Source organism: Paraburkholderia sp. RCC_158, assembly GCF_041355255.1.
In the GTDB taxonomy this organism is placed as follows: Bacteria; Pseudomonadota; Gammaproteobacteria; order Burkholderiales; family Burkholderiaceae; genus Paraburkholderia; species Paraburkholderia graminis.
In genome coordinates this window covers 90947-105805 of sequence record NZ_JBFUPM010000005.1, presented here as the reverse complement: position 1 = coordinate 105805, position 14859 = coordinate 90947, and the positions used below count along the sequence as shown (strand labels likewise).

Here is a 14859-nt window from a genome sequence, read left to right as displayed (position 1 = left end):
AACGATGAGTATTTCCCACTACTGCATCGACCGGCCGATCTTCGCGTCCGTGATCTCCATCGTCATCACGCTGGGAGGCGCGTTGACGATGTTCTCATTGCCCGTCGCCCAGTATCCGGATATCACGCCGCCGCAGATCACGATCTCCGCCACCTATCCGGGAGCGAGCGCCGATGTTGTCGCGAACAATGTGGCCGCACCGATCGAGCAGCAGGTGAACGGCGCGGACAACATGATTTACATGAACTCGTCGAGTTCGTCGACCGGCAATCTGACCATTAACGCGTTCTTCGAAATCGGCACCAATCCGCAACTCGCGCAGGTCGACGTACAGAACCGCGTGAACCTGGCACTGCCGCAACTGCCGCAGTCGGTTCAGGCGCAGGGCGTCCAGGTGCAGAAGAAGTCGTCGGCATTCATGATGGTCATCGCCATCTATTCGCCGGACCAGCGCTTTAACAGCACGTATATCGCGAACTACGCGAACATCTATGTGCTCGATGCACTCAAGCGCATTCCCGGCGCCAACCAGTCGAGCATCTTCGGTACGCCTGACTACGCGATGCGAGTGTGGCTAAAGCCCGACCGCATGGCGCAGCTCGCGATCACGGCGACCGATGTGCAAACCGCGGTGCAGAACCAGAACCAGCAGTTCGCGGTCGGCCGCATCGGGCAGTCGCCTACGGGATCGCCCGTCGAACAGTCTTTCGCGGTGACGACAAGCGGCCGTCTCGCCGAGCCGGCGCAGTTCGAAAACATCATCCTGCGCGCGGCCAGCGAAGGTTCGGCGATCGTGCGGCTGAAGGACGTAGGCAGGGCCGAACTCGGGCAAAAAGACTATTCGATCCGCAGCCGTTTCCAGGGCAAGCCCGCCACGATCATCGCGGTTTATCAGCAACCCGGCGCAAACGCGCTCGATGTGTCGAAGCAGGTGCGCGCGAGTCTTGCGGAACTCAGCAAGTCGTTCCCGGAGGGCATCAAATACGACATCGCGATGGACACAACGGAGTTCACGCGAGCGTCCATCTCCGACGTGATCCACACGTTCTTCGAAGCGCTGGTGCTGGTCGTGATCGTCGTGTACATCTTCCTGCAAAGCCTTCGCGCGACGCTCATCCCGGTGCTGGCAGTGCCGATTTCGATTGTCGGGACGTGCATGGGCATGGCGCTGCTGGGTTTCTCGATCAACATGCTCACGCTCTTCGGGATGGTGCTCGCGATCGGCATCGTGGTTGACGACGCGATCGTGGTGATCGAGAACGTCGAGCGCAACATGACGGTCCACAAGCTTCCTCCGAAAGAAGCTGCCAAGGCGGCGATGGACGAGGTCGCGGGACCGGTCATCGCGATCGTGCTCGTGCTGTGCGCGGTGTTCGTGCCAGTGGCGTTCGTGAGCGGAATCACCGGTCAGTTATACAAGCAGTTCGCTATCACGATTGCGATCTCGGTGGTCATCTCCGGTCTCGTGGCACTGACCTTGTCGCCGGCGCTGGCCGCGGTGCTGCTCAAGAGCACCCACAAGGAAAAGAAGGGCTTTTTCCGCTGGTTCGAGAATGCGTTCGCGCGAATGACAAGCGGCTACTCGCGCGCGATCCAGTTCATCATCAAGCGTTTCGTACTAGGCTTGCTGATCTTTGTGGGGATGATCGCGCTGACCGTGGTGATCGTTAAAGCGATTCCGGGTGCGTTCCTGCCGCCCGAGGACCAGGGCTATCTGCTCGGCGCGGTCCAGTTGCCCGATGCCGCGAGCCTGGATCGCACGGCCTCCGTATCCGACCAGGTTACCGAGTACTTCATGAAGCAGGAGGCGGTCGGCAGCATCACCACGGTCGACGGTTACAGCTTGCTGGATGTGCAGAACAAGAATAACGCCAGCACCTTTTTCGTTGGCCTGAAGGGTTTCGACGAGCGCTACACGCGCGCGAACCGCAGCACGCAAAACGCAAAAGCGGTGCTGACGGACGCTTACCGGACCTTGTCGAAAGTGACGGCCGGGCTCGTCATTCCGGTCAATCCGCCATCCATTCCAGGCCTCGGCACAACGGGCGGAACCGAAGTCTGGATACAGAGCAAGGGCGACGCGACGATTGATCAGCTCGCCGGCGTCGTTCAGCAATTCATCGAGCAGGCGCGCAAGCGCCCCGAACTTTCGCGCGTCACGACGACGTTCAACGCTTCGTCGCAGCAGTTGCTGGTCGAGGTGGACCGTGAGAGGGCGCAGACGCTCGGCGTGCCGATTGAAGACATTTACAGCTCCATGCAGACGATGTTCGGCTCCCTCTATGTCTCGCAATTCAACCGCTCCAGCCGGCTGTGGCAGGTCATCTTGCAGGCCGATCCGGTATACCGCCTCAGGCCTCAGGACCTGGATCAGATCTTCGTGCGCGGCAAGAGCGGATCGATGATTCCTTTGAGGGCGGTCGCGACTTACCGATACGTCACGGGTCCGGATCTGCTGACGCGTTTCAACAATTTCCCAGCGGTTCTGGTCACGGCGAATGCGGCACCCGGCTACAGCTCGGGCCAGGTGATCAGCACGCTGGAAGAACTCGCCGCGCAGATGCCCGCCGGCTACGGCGTAGCGTGGAGCGGTGAGGCTTATGAAGCACGCAAGTCCGGCGGGACCTCCGGCGCGGTGTTCATCTTCGGCCTGATCATGGTGTTCCTGATCCTCGCCGCCCAGTACGAAAAGTGGTCGTTGCCGGTCGGCGTGCTGATGGCGGTTCCATTTGCGCTATTCGGGGCATTCCTCGCGATCATGATGCGCGGCCTCGAAAACGACATCTATTTCCAGATCGGTCTCACGATGCTGGTCGCGCTCGCGGCGAAGAATGCGATTCTCATCTTCGAGTTCGCGGTGATCAACCGGGAGGCGGGCGCGTCGGTCCTGGATGCGACCGTGCGCGCGTCCGAAGAGCGGCTGCGCCCGATCGTCATGACCTCGCTCGCGTTCATTCTCGGCTGCGTTCCGCTCGCCATCGCGGTGGGCGCGTCGGCAAACAGCCGGCATTCGATCGGCACCGGCGTGATCGGCGGAATGCTCGGCGCAACCGTCATCGCGGTGTTCTTCATCCCAATGTTCTATTACGTGCTCGAATCGTGGTCGTCACGCAAGAGCGGACCGAAGACCAAGCCGGGGGCGGACGCCGGCACCCCGGTGCCGGTGACGCCTGTGGTGCCCGTGGTGCCCGCTGCGGGCGGTCCCGGTGCGCCCAACGCCACGCCTTCAGCCAGGCACGAGGACGACTGACATGCGTGGACCGGCATTCGAGCGCCTGCTCGCGGTTCTTGTGCTGACCAGCCTCTACGGCTGTCTGCTCGGGCCGAACTACGAGCGGCCAAAAACCGAGGTGCCGGCCACGTTCCGCTTCAGCATGGAACAAACCGCCCAGACCGCGAACACCGTCTGGTGGGAGCAGTTTCAGGACCCCGTTCTGAACGAACTGATCGCCGCGGCGCTCGCCGATAACCTCGACGTCAAGATCGCCGCTGCACGCGTCGAAGAATTTCGCGGTCAGTTCGTGACGACTCGCTCCGGACTCTTTCCGCAAGCGGGAGCCAACTTCGATGCGTCGCGCCAGCGCGCGTCGCAGAGCGGCGCGGTGCCGCTGCCGGCCGGTGTCGGCGCCGTCTATAACCAGGTCGATGCGAGCGTGTCAGCGTCGTGGGAAATCGATCTGTTCGGCAAAATCAGGCGTCAAAGCGAAGCCGCGCGCGCGAATCTGCTCGCGAGCGAAGAGGGCCGCCGCGGGACGATTCTTTCTCTCGTGGCTTCCGTCGCTTCGTCCTACATCAATCTGCGCAGCCTCGACAAACAGTTGGACATTGCCAAAGCGACAGTGCAGAGCCGCGCCGACTCGGTCAACGTATTCACGTTGCGCTTCAAGGGCGGCGAGGTATCGCAACTGGAACTGGCGCAGAGCCAGTCCGAATATCAGGCGGCCCGCGCGACGCTTCCGCAACTCGAGGCGCAGATTGCAGTGCAGGAGGATGCGCTCGCCGTGCTGCTCGGGCGCAATCCCGAACCGATCGTGCGCGGCCACGATCTCGATGCGCTGGCCGCGCCGACAATCCCGTCCGGTCTGCCGTCCGATCTGCTCGAACGCCGCCCCGATCTGCTGCAGGCCGAGCAGAATCTGGTCGCACAAAATGCGCTGATCGGCGCAGCGCGTGCGCTGTATTTCCCGTCGATTTCGCTGACCGGGCTGTTCGGCTCGCTCAGCACCGACTTCGCCAGCCTGTTTTCCGGACCCGCGCGCATATGGTCGTTCGCCGGTGCGGTGTCGTTGCCGATCTTCACGGCCGGCAATATCGAAGGGCAAGTGCATCAGGCGGAGGCACGGCAACAGGAAGCGCTTTTCGCCTACCGAAAGGCGATTCAGGTCGCGTTCCAGGAAGTCTCCGATGCGCTCATCAACCTGCAAAAGTCGGGCGAACAACTGAGCGTGCAGGGCGACCAGGTGAACGCGCTCGCCATGTACGCACACCTCGCGCGGCTGCGCTACGAAGGCGGATATACGAGTTACATCGAGGTGCTCGACGCCGAGCGAAGTCTCTTCAACGCGCAGTTGAGCTACACGCAGACGCAGGGCGTCCAGTTGACGTCGTTCGTGAATCTGTACAAGGCAATGGGCGGCGGCTGGGTTATCAAGGCACAGGAACTGACGCAGCCGCCCGCCGTCCAGCAGCCGATAGCGGGCGTGCCGGCAGCCGAGGCCCAACGATGACGCGCGCCACTCTTCTCGCCTGTCACGAATGCGACCTGCTGCAACGGGATGCAGGTGTTCCCGAAGGCGGCGTGCTCCGGTGCCGGCGGTGTCATGGCGAGCTTTACCGCAATCGGGCTGACTGGCTGGGCCGCGCGTTCGCGCTCTCGTTAGGCGCGACCGTTTTGCTCGTGATCGCCAACTCGTTTCCGATCGTGGGGCTTTCCGTGAACGGCACGCTGGTCAACACCACGCTGATCGGCTCGGTCCGCGTGCTGTACAGGGACGGAATGTGGCCGATCGCCGGGCTCGTTTTCGCCACCACCATTCTCACGCCCATCCTGCACATTGCTACGGTGCTGTGGTTGCTCGTGCCGTTGCGTTTGAATCGCGTGCCGTGGGCCGCCGGCGTCGTGTTCCGGCTGTCCCGTCTGGTTCAGCCGTGGGGCATGATCGAGGTGCTGATCCTTGGACTGCTGGTCGCGCTCGTCAAGCTTTCCCACATTGCCAGCGTCGTTCCGGGCATCGGCCTGTGGTCGTTCGGCGCGCTCACGCTGACGCTCGCCGCGGTGGGCGCGGCCTTCGATCCACGCAGCCTGTGGCTGCACATCGGTGCGCTGGAGCAGGGCGGCAGCAACGCGTCCGGCGAGCGTTCCGTGCTGCGCGGCTGGCTGAGCGCGGCCGAGTGCGGGCTGGTGCAATGTCACGACTGCGGCCTGCTTGCGAGGGCGCCCGCCCATGCGCACGAGCTGTCGTGTCCGCGCTGCGGAGCCTCGGTGCATCGTCGCAAGCAGGACAGCCTCGCGCGCACCTGGGCGTTTCTGTTCGCCGCAATGGTGCTGTACGTTCCCGCCAACGTGCTGCCGGTCATGTACACGAGTTCGCTTTTCGGGGCCGCGAAAGACACCATCATGAGCGGCGTCGTTTATCTCTGGACGTCGGGCTCGTGGTTGCTCGCGCTCGTGGTGTTCATCGCGAGCATCGCGGTGCCGATGCTGAAGATACTGGCGATCGCGTTTCTCTCACTCTCGATACAGTTTCATTCGCGCTGGAATCCCGAACAGCGCGCGCGCATCTATCGGGTCGTCGAACTGGTCGGACGGTGGTCGATGCTCGATATCTACGTGATCACCATGCTGGTCGCTCTTGTCCAGTTCAAGGCGCTGGCCACGATCCAGGCAGGACCGGCCGCCGTCGCGTTCGGCGCGGTCGTCGTACTGACCATGTTCGCCGCCATGTCGTTAGACCCGCGTCTGATCTGGGACGAGGCCACGCAAGATCATGCCGGAATCCGGAAACACACCTGAGCTGCCGGATCTTCCGGAGGCCGTGGCTGCGCCGCGCGCACGCTGGCGGCTGCAAGTCGTATGGCTCGTGCCGATCGTCGCCGTGCTGATCGGCGGATGGCTGGCCGTGAAGGCGGTTCTCGACGAGGGGCCGAAGATTGCCATCACATTTATCACTGGCGAAGGGCTGGAGGCGGGCAAGACCAGGATCAAATACCGCGATGTCGATATCGGCGTCGTCAAGGAAGTCAGTTTGTCGAGAGACCACAAGCATGTGATCGCGACCGCCGAGGTGGTGAAGGATGCGTCCGATCTGCTCGTGGACGACACGCGCTTCTGGGTCGTGCGCCCGCGCATTTCCGGCGGCACGGTATCGGGCCTTGGCACGCTGCTCTCCGGTTCGTTCGTCGGAATGGATGCGGGAGGTTCGCCCAAGGCGCGCCAGCAATTCACCGGGCTCGAGACGCCGCCCGTCATCGCAAGCGATATTCCAGGGCGCGCTTTCGTGCTCAAAAGCAAGGACATGGGCTCGGTGGATGCCGGCACGCCAATCTTTTACCGGAGGTTGCAGGTGGGACAGATCACCTCCTTCGCTCTCGATCCGGATGGCAGAAGCGTGACCTTGCACGTGTTCGTCAATGCACCGTACGACAAGTTCGTGAGACCCGATACGCGCTTCTGGCATGCGAGCGGCGTGGACATTGCATTGGACACCAATGGCGTGAAGATCAACACGCAATCGCTCGTGTCGATCCTGGTGGGCGGCGTCGCTTTCGACACGCTCGAGCATTCGCTTAACGAGCCGCCGGCCGCGGCCGGCGCATCGTTCACGCTGTTCGAGAACCTCGGCGAAGCCATGAAGCGGCAAGACCGCATTGTCACCCGGTTCGTCGCCGAGTTCGACGACTCGGTGCGTGGATTGACGGTCGGCGCGCCGCTCGATTTTCGCGGCATCACGATCGGCGAGGTGAGCGGCATCTATACCCGGTTCGACCGCGAGGCGAGAAAGCTCAGTATCGTGGTGGAGGTCGCCTTCTATCCCGAACGCTTCACGAACCGTTATGAGAGTGGACCGACGGGCGGACCAGTGGTGAAGAACACGCGCGATTTCGCCGATTACCTCGTTTCCAAGGGCCTGCGCCTGCAATTGAGAACCGGCAATCTGTTGACGGGGCAGCGCTACCTCGCAGTGGACTTCTTCCCCGATGCCCCGAAGAGCAAAATAGACTGGAACAAAAATCCACCTCAATACCCGACCGTTCCCAACACGCTGCAGTCGCTACAGGATTCCATGTCGCGGCTCGTGGCGAAACTGAACACCATTCCATTCGAAGCGATCGGCAAGAACGCGCAAGCAACCCTGCAAAGCGCGAATTCGCTGCTTACGCACGTCGACAAGGACGTGGTTCCGTCAGCGAGAGACGCGTTGACCGCAGCGCAGGGAACCATGACTTCCGCGAACGGCGCGCTGCAGCCGGACTCGGCGTTGCAGCAGAATGTCGGCGACGCGATGAATCAGCTCGCGCAAACGGCCGCCGCCGTGCGCACCCTCGCGGATTACCTCGAGCGCCACCCCGAGGCGCTGGTGCGCGGCAAGCGGGAGGATCAGCCATGAGACGCGGGCCTTTGTTTATCGTCGCGATGTTAGCCGCACTAGCGGTGCTGCCGGTGCTCGCAGGTTCGCTGCTCGGCGCGTGCGGCAGGTCGGCTACGGCGAGCTTCTACACGCTCGGCCCTGACCGCACGCTCGGGCCGCTTACGCCGGCCACGCCGGTGAACGTGGTGGTGAGTCCGGTCACCGTGCCGGACATACTGGACAGGCCGCAGATCGTGACGCGCCTCGGTAGTAACCAGGTGACGCTCGACGAGTTTGCCCGCTGGGGGCAGCCGCTCAAGGGCGGCATCGCGCGTGCGGTCGCCGGCAACCTGGCGACGCTGCTTGGATCTCAACGGGCGTCGATATTCGATACCGGTCTGGATGCAACGCGTACATGGCGCGTGCGGGTGGACGTGATGCGTTTCGATGCGATGCTGGGCGAATCGGTCACGATCGAGGCGCTGTGGACTGTGCTGCCCCCGGGCAAAGCCGTGCCCCTTGCCGGAAAGTCGCTTGTGCGTGAGGAGATGAGCACGCCGGGTTACGAGGCTCTGGTGTCGGCCAGCGACCGGGCGCTCGGCGGCGTGAGCCGCGAGATTGCTGCGGCCATTCAGACGAGCGCGCCTCAATAGGAAATGCGTCGGCCTCGTGGGCTGTGCATTCGCGAGCGTTGCAGCGAACAGAAGCCGGCAATGCGTCGCCACTCTGCAGGGCGGCGGCGCCAGTCACGCGACGTATCGCGCAATTTGCTCGACAGAGCGGGGCCTGACGATTGTGGCGGCCGAACGCCAGGTCCGGCTGATTATCAACGCTGTGGCTGCACTTCTGCCCAGCCGGGTCCGGGATCGAACGACGTCATCGCCTTCGCCTTGGCCGCGCTGTCCGGACCCAGGTCACGCTCGTAGACCTGGCCCGCGTGACTGACCATGAAGCTTTTGATACCCGTGTCGCCGTATCGCACGGGCCACGCGACGACAGCAAAGCCGCCATAGAGCTTGCCATGCGCGAGATAGTCGTAAGCGCCGCCTGGTGCGTGCGGTCCTTGCGAGGTCAGCAGCCTGTATTGGTAGCCGTGATAACCGGCATCCGCTGACTGCCGCGCGCGCGCCTGAATGAACGCGGGTCCCAACGGGCTGGCCGGCGTGTTTGCCTGCGTCGGCCAGTAGAGGCCGTCCTGTCTTCCGGGCGAACTCGCGAGCTTCGACGCATAGGAAAGCAGGCCGTCGCCATCGTGGTCCGTGAGCGCGTAGTCATGCTGAGCGTCATAGATAGCAAGCATCGTCTGGATGACGGCAAGCTCGTTGCGGCCGATCCGGCGTTCCCGCATTTCTTCGGCGCCCGCCTTCATGTCGAACTGCCATCCTGTTGTCCGCTTCACGAGTGGGATGGGAAAAGTCCAGTTGTCGGTGCCGACCGCAATGCGCGCATGACGATCGTCGATCTGCTGCACTGTATGCGACTGAGCCCATTCATCGAGAAAGCGGCTGCGGATCTCGGCGCCGACGGGTGGAATGAGCGTGCGGAAGTTCTGACCGAGAATGGATTGCAGGGCCGTCTCTTCGTTGCGGCTGACCGCTTCGCCCAATGCGTTCATCGCGGCATCGGGAGAACGAAAGTCTTGCTCCGCATGCGCCGAGGGCAATCCGCCCAGAGCCATTGCACATGCAAACGTGAAGATGCGCAACGCGCTGTTTGCGGTGCGCCGCCGGATTCGTGACATCGATGACATGTTGTGGTCTCCCTAACGTCTTCCACCGCGTCCACCGCCCGCGCGCATGCCACCTCCGCCTCCGCCTCCGCCGCTCGGGCGGCTGAAGTTCGAGCTTTGCATGCTGGAACGCCCGCGATCGGCGCTGCGCTGAGTTGCGCCGCCCGCGCCTACGCCCTGGAAGGCATTGTCGCGCCCTCCGCCGGCAGCACCGCCTGCGCTGCCTGCGCCTACGCCGCCGCCTGCGCCGCCTGCGCCGCCTGCGCGGTCGCTGGCGCGGGATACTTCACCGGTGCTCGGGCGGTTCGAGACGCCGCCGCGATCGCCTGCGTTCGACCTGTCAGCTGTTCCTCCGCGATTGCCCGCGTTCGACCTGTCCGCCACCGAATCACGATTACCCGCATTCGATCTGTCCGCCGCCGAATCGCGATTACCCGCGTTCGTGCGGTCGCCGGTTCTGCCTCGATCGCCGGCGTTCGCACGGTCGGCAGTATTGGCACGTGCGCCGTTGCCGGAGTCGCGGCCGCGAAAGTCGTTACGCCCCTCGGCCCCACCGACGTTGCGCGAATACTTGTCGCGAGTGGCATTGTCGCGATACGCGACGCCCTGACGATGGCTGCCGTCGTGCTGCCAGCGTCCGCCGCCCTGGACCTTGGTGCGATCGAAGTTGCGGTCGATGTTGGCGGCCTTGTTGACGTTGATGTTGACGTCGCCGCCTCCCCAGTTGCAATTTCCGAAGATCGCACCCGCGGCCGCCAGCCCGACGCCCCATGCGAAGCCCGTCATCAGCGCGCCGCCCGGGTAGTAGGCTGGGTAGGGCGGCCAGTAGGTCGGCGGATAAGTCGGGTAGCTCCACGAGCCGTAGACCACAGTCGGGTTATACGCGGGTACGTAAATGACCTGCGGGTTCGAAGGCTCGATTTTGACGATGGTTTGCCCACCGGCGGGCGCCTGCTCCACCACGACGTTCTGCTGTTCGTTCGACTTCAGGTTGCCCGATTCCTTGGCGCGGGCGCGGAGTCTCTGAACGGCATCGAGTACGTCTTTCTGCTGCGCCAGGAATGCGTCGCCGAGTTTCTGCGTCCAGTCGAGCTTGTCGTTCATCGGCTCGAGAATTTGCGGGAAGGCAACCATCGATTTAACGCTGACATCCCACGGCTGATTCTCGACGGCTTTCACGGCGGCGTCGCCCTTGACTTTCGGATTGGATTTGACCCAGCGCGCCGCGTGCACGATCTCGAGCGGATACGTGGAGGCCATGAGCACCTGCGACAGCACCGAGTCCGGATAGAGAGCGATCGGCGCGACCAGCGCCTCTATTTCTTCGGGCTTGAAGGGCGGCGTTGGCGGTGCAGCGTCGTTTTGCGCATGCGCGATACCTGTCGTCATGGCGACGGTCAGGGCGACCAGTGACCACCGGCATAGCGCCGTGCTCCATCGTTGATTCCACAGGAACATGGCCGCTCCTTCGGGATGGTAAGAAGGTGTCCGAAATAATCGGGCCGGTTGTGAACGACGGTGAATTGCAGATACTATGCTGAACACGAAATAGTGCTTAATACAATCTTAGAACATCCCCGGGATGTTGGAACCTTAATGCCGATATCATTTGCCGATTTCATGCGGCAGATCGCGAAGTTTTATTCACCGCGAGCCGCTATGCTTCGTTAATCGATGCGGCGCTCGGGGCAATTGCGAGAGCGTGACACGGTCGCCGTTCATTCATTGAATGGCTTCACGGGCGATTGGCGGATTTTTCATGACGATGTCTGAAATGTACCGCCGGCCCGAGAGGTGCCGATACGAACTGGAGTGCGTATGCGCAGCACAGCCATGAAGTCGGCTTCAAACCAGTTGCGCGCGCGGCGCAGCAGTGCGAACAGTAGGGCGATAACGTGCGCGGGTATCGTCCTGATTGTGATCTCCTTGCAGTCCCGCGCGCAGGTCGCGCCGGATGCGCTGTCGAGCCGCGCCGTTGTAGGCGGTAACGTGAAACGGCACGCAGATGCGGTACTCGCCGTCATGAGCTACACGACAGTACCCGATGTGACCACCAGTTCGCTTTCGATCAATAGCGGCACCACTGGCAATCCCGGATTCGGCCAGACACAACTGGGCGGTGGCTTCACGCTCAGCAAGTCATTTCCGTTGTATCTGGAAGGCACGCTGGCGTATAGCCGCTACGATCCGACATTTGTCGCCACGGATGGCGCGCAACAGCGGCCGTTGCCGACGCGCTGGAACACGTTCAGCACGACGGCGGGCATCGGGTGGGACTTCCACATCACCGATGAACTGGTATTTCGGCCGATACTGAACGGCACCATCGGGCGCGTTTCGAGCGATCTGAGGGTAGGGCAGACGGTTATCAATCGCGTCACGGACAGCAATCTGCAGTTTCTCGACAACGGCTCACTCGACGCATACGGCTATGGCGGCTCGCTCATGCTCGATTACGAGCACTATCGGGAGAACTATGAAATCGACGTCGAACTGCGTGCGACCGATATCTACCTTCGCAGTTTCGGTGGCTCGTCCGAGGCGGTGCAGGGTTCGGCGACCGCGCAGCAGTTCAGCCTGTGGGCCCGCTGGCGCGCGCCGACCGGCTGGCACGCACTGGACCGGCCCGTGCGCTACGTGCTCGAAACTGCCTATTCGCACTATTTCGGGGACAGCGCGGGCGTGCTCGGATTCAACGACCTGACGTCATTGGGTGTGGGGCTTGAACTCGATAGCAGCAGGTATCCCGTTGTCATTACCCGCACACGGTTGATCGCAAGATATGTTTTCGGGCACAACGTGCACGGCGTTTCGATCGGCTTCGCTGTGAGTTTTTAACGCAGCGGGGCGGCGAGAAGAATGCGACTCGTGTCTTCCTGCCACCGCTGCACGGCCCTCGCGTTGAACGGCGCTGGTTTTCTTCGGCACGTATACGACCAGTTCTGGAAAACATGGCTCCGCCGCACTAATATGTTTAGAGAACCAGCGCTGATTGCCGAGGTCGTGATGAAAAAATCGGAAAGACGGGTTGCGATCGCATTGGTCGGCGTCGCTATCTGGCTGGCTGGTCTCTATGCGACCATCACTGGCTTGCTGTACGACCGCCAACCCGAATTCCGCTATGGCGTACTCGCGGTTTTTCTGGGTATCGCGATCGCGGTGATTGCGCTCAACCTGATATCCGTTCCAGGCCTCTCCAGCAAAAAGAAGCCGGTCTCACGATAGCACTGTGCGTGCTGCGGACCAGCTTCTCACCCGAGTGGCGCGGGCGGTGTGTTCTTTCCCTTCTTGATGACGTTCTGGATAGCGCTCCGCTGCAACTGGCTGGCGGAATCAACGCGTATCCGATACACGGAGACATCTCATGTGCCGCTGGCTCGCTTATTCCGGCAATCCCCTTCAGCTTGAAACCGTGCTTTTCAACGCGAAGCATTCGCTGATCGATCAAAGCCTTCATTCGCGTCTCGGCCACACGACCACCAATGGCGACGGTTTCGGGATCGGCTGGTACGGCCATCCGACCGACATTCCGTTTCGCTACCGCTGCATTCAGCCGGCATGGAGCGACCGCAACCTGCGCGAAGCGGCGCGGGCAATCCACGCGCCGATGTTCATGGCGCACATCCGGGCCGCGACCGACACGCCGTCACAGGAAACCAACTGTCATCCGTTTCGTCATGGCCGCTGGCTGTTCGCGCACAACGGTGTCGTGCGCAAGTATCCGGCCGTGCGCCGTGATCTGATGGTCGCGATTGCGCCCGAACTGTTCGCTTCTATCGAGGGCTCGACCGACTCGGAAGTGCTGTTCTTCCTCGCGCTAACCTTTGGTCTGGAACTCGCGCCCGTCACTGCGCTCGAGAGGATGGTCGCGTTCGTCGAAGAAACGGGCCGCCGCCACGGCGTTGAAGAGCCGCTGAACATGACCGTCTGTGCAACCGACGGCGAGCAGATTATCGCTGTGCGTTATTCGAGCGAACGGCAGTCCCGCACGCTGTTTCACAATACGTCGTTCCGTCAAATGCACGAGTTGTATCCCGACGATCCGCGCATTGCGATGGCCGGGCAGGACGCGTTTCTGGTCGTGTCGGAGCCGCTCGCCGATTTGCCGGGCTGGTGGCAGGAGATTCCGGAGAGCACGGCGGTGGTTGCGCGCGGCGGCGAGGTCGAGCGGTTTGCATTCGAGCCGCGAGCGGCTTGACGATCGTCGCAAGCGCCGCGCTTGTCCGCGGCGAAGCGTTAATACCCTTTCGTGTAAAGCGAGAGATGGTTGCTCACCGACGTTACACCCGGCACGCTCATCGCCACCTCTGCTGCCTGCTCGATCTGAGGACCGTCCGGCACGCTTCCGGATAATGTCACGACACCGCCACGCGCCTTAACGAATACGTTCGATACGTTGAAGTTGGGCGCTCTGGACAACGCCTTGCGAACGTCGCGGGCCAGCTTCTTGTCCGCCTGCGTGGCACTGCCTGAACCTGCGCCGGGATTCGACGCCACCGGCATGGCGTTGGCGGTTTGCGCATGGACGTTTGGCATTAACGCGACACATCCCGCGAAGACAAAACAAGTCACGGCGTGCGGTGTTTTCATGATTGCCTCTCCTGTTGATTCCGACGTTCGTGAATCAAAGATAGCCAACGTTGCGCGCCGATCAAATGTCATTCTGCAAATAACTACGCAGCTTGAAAGGCGCCACGCGGCCCGGTTTTCAAAGCCGGCCCGCGAAGTGTAGGACCAAGGTCCTATTGGCCTGGTATATCGGCTGGTTAAGCTTGTAAAGAGCGAGCGGATGGACCGGTGAGCTGCCAAGTACTCACAGGTGCCATGCGAGCCTGCAATGATATCGAACTGGAGTGGCCGTGGAATTTGTCCTGTTACTCGCAATCTTTTTGACATCGAGTGGCTTTCTTATAGCGGCTCCGCGTACACCGGAACCGCCTGCCGCCGTCGCTGCGGTGACGCCGTCTGCCGTTGGCTCTACCGAGGGTAGCGAGGTCGCCTTGCCACCGCCCTCTGAATCCGCCGCGACGGTAACTGTATCCAGTGCCCATGCTCTGGAGCCGGCCCGTCAGCAGTAACTCGAGGACCACCGCGGCGTTGATCCACGCGCCTTTTCAAAAGCAACATTCAACCGGACGTGAAAAATGAAACCGTTATCGCTTCTTCTCGTGACCGCTGCTGTGTCAGCGTGTGCAAACCAACCCATGCCGCCGGGCGCGCAAGCGGTCGGAGAAAGCCAACGGTCTACGCCTGTCGTTGCGCAATGCATCGCGAAGGACTGGGCCGACCGGTCGCAACAACAGGTCATATCGCAGGTGATCGTGGCGAACGACCAGGCCATGGATGTCTATGTGCCAGGTCAGCAGCCTCCGGGTGGCGCAGCCGCCGTGGTGCGGCCATCGTGGACGGGTAATAGCAAAACGTCGGTCGGCTTCCGTGCAGGTAGCGGAGGAGGCAGCAATGCGATGGGAGATGTAGGAGGCTGCCTTTAGGCGGCGAACAGGTACTCAAATGACTCTGCCTCCAGAAGCATTCACCCCGGTTCACTGACGGGAACGCCGC

The 14859-nt window shown here is 62.2% G+C and carries 12 protein-coding genes; 9 read left to right on the top strand and 3 right to left on the bottom strand.

Features of this window, described 5'->3' with window-relative positions; translation table 11 throughout:
* Nucleotides 1-4: 4 nt before the first annotated feature.
* From AB6809_RS12015 to AB6809_RS11995, 5 genes are read left to right on the top strand one after another with little or no spacing between them, the layout of a single operon-like run.
* Complete coding sequence (locus tag AB6809_RS12015) at nucleotides 5-3250, top strand: efflux RND transporter permease subunit (protein WP_006046779.1); 3246 nt, start codon at nucleotides 5-7, stop codon at nucleotides 3248-3250.
* A 1-nt stretch (nucleotide 3251) separates the two neighbouring features.
* Entirely contained in the window at nucleotides 3252-4727 is a 1476-nt protein-coding gene (locus tag AB6809_RS12010; protein ID WP_029965769.1) for an efflux transporter outer membrane subunit, read from the top strand.
* Nucleotides 4724-6013, top strand: coding sequence for a paraquat-inducible protein A (locus AB6809_RS12005; RefSeq protein ID WP_006046781.1), 1290 nt, complete (start codon nucleotides 4724-4726; stop codon nucleotides 6011-6013). Before AB6809_RS12010 ends, AB6809_RS12005 begins: the two co-directional genes overlap by 4 nt.
* Nucleotides 5988-7607, top strand: a complete 1620-nt coding sequence (locus tag AB6809_RS12000) for an intermembrane transport protein PqiB (RefSeq protein ID WP_029965767.1) — start codon at nucleotides 5988-5990, stop codon at nucleotides 7605-7607. The genes AB6809_RS12005 and AB6809_RS12000 overlap by 26 nt, the downstream gene beginning before the upstream one ends.
* Nucleotides 7604-8221, top strand: coding sequence for a membrane integrity-associated transporter subunit PqiC (locus tag AB6809_RS11995; RefSeq protein WP_029965765.1), 618 nt, complete (start codon nucleotides 7604-7606; stop codon nucleotides 8219-8221). The genes AB6809_RS12000 and AB6809_RS11995 overlap by 4 nt, the downstream gene beginning before the upstream one ends.
* 173 nt (nucleotides 8222-8394) lie before the next feature.
* Here the strand turns inward: AB6809_RS11995 and AB6809_RS11990 are convergent, their stop codons facing one another.
* Both AB6809_RS11990 and AB6809_RS11985 read right to left on the bottom strand, forming a co-directional pair.
* Nucleotides 8395-9318, bottom strand: a complete 924-nt coding sequence (locus tag AB6809_RS11990; RefSeq protein ID WP_029965764.1) for a DUF2950 domain-containing protein — start codon at nucleotides 9316-9318, stop codon at nucleotides 8395-8397.
* Between the two features lie 12 nt (nucleotides 9319-9330).
* Entirely contained in the window at nucleotides 9331-10755 is a 1425-nt protein-coding gene (locus AB6809_RS11985) for a DUF3300 domain-containing protein (RefSeq protein WP_029965762.1), read from the bottom strand.
* Nucleotides 10756-11130: 375 nt separating this feature from the next.
* Here AB6809_RS11985 and AB6809_RS11980 point away from each other — a divergent pair, with 375 nt between their 5' ends.
* From AB6809_RS11980 to AB6809_RS11970, 3 genes are all read left to right on the top strand, one after another.
* Nucleotides 11131-12135 (top strand): hypothetical protein, encoded by a 1005-nt coding sequence (locus AB6809_RS11980; RefSeq protein WP_344676269.1) that lies wholly within the window; start codon nucleotides 11131-11133, stop codon nucleotides 12133-12135.
* Between the two features lie 21 nt (nucleotides 12136-12156).
* Complete coding sequence (locus tag AB6809_RS11975; RefSeq protein WP_307259017.1) at nucleotides 12157-12522, top strand: DUF2964 family protein; 366 nt, start codon at nucleotides 12157-12159, stop codon at nucleotides 12520-12522.
* 139 nt (nucleotides 12523-12661) lie between these two features.
* Complete coding sequence (locus AB6809_RS11970) at nucleotides 12662-13495, top strand: class II glutamine amidotransferase (protein ID WP_006046788.1); 834 nt, start codon at nucleotides 12662-12664, stop codon at nucleotides 13493-13495.
* 38 nt (nucleotides 13496-13533) lie between these two features.
* On the opposite strand, the gene AB6809_RS11965 is transcribed toward AB6809_RS11970, so the two are convergent.
* The gene (locus AB6809_RS11965; RefSeq protein ID WP_029965757.1) at nucleotides 13534-13887 is read right to left on the bottom strand and encodes a BON domain-containing protein; all 354 of its coding nucleotides are present in this window, start codon (nucleotides 13885-13887) and stop codon (nucleotides 13534-13536) included.
* Between the two features lie 554 nt (nucleotides 13888-14441).
* Here AB6809_RS11965 and AB6809_RS11960 point away from each other — a divergent pair.
* Nucleotides 14442-14789, top strand: a complete 348-nt coding sequence (locus AB6809_RS11960) for a hypothetical protein (RefSeq protein ID WP_081652969.1) — start codon at nucleotides 14442-14444, stop codon at nucleotides 14787-14789.
* Nucleotides 14790-14859 lie beyond the last annotated feature (70 nt).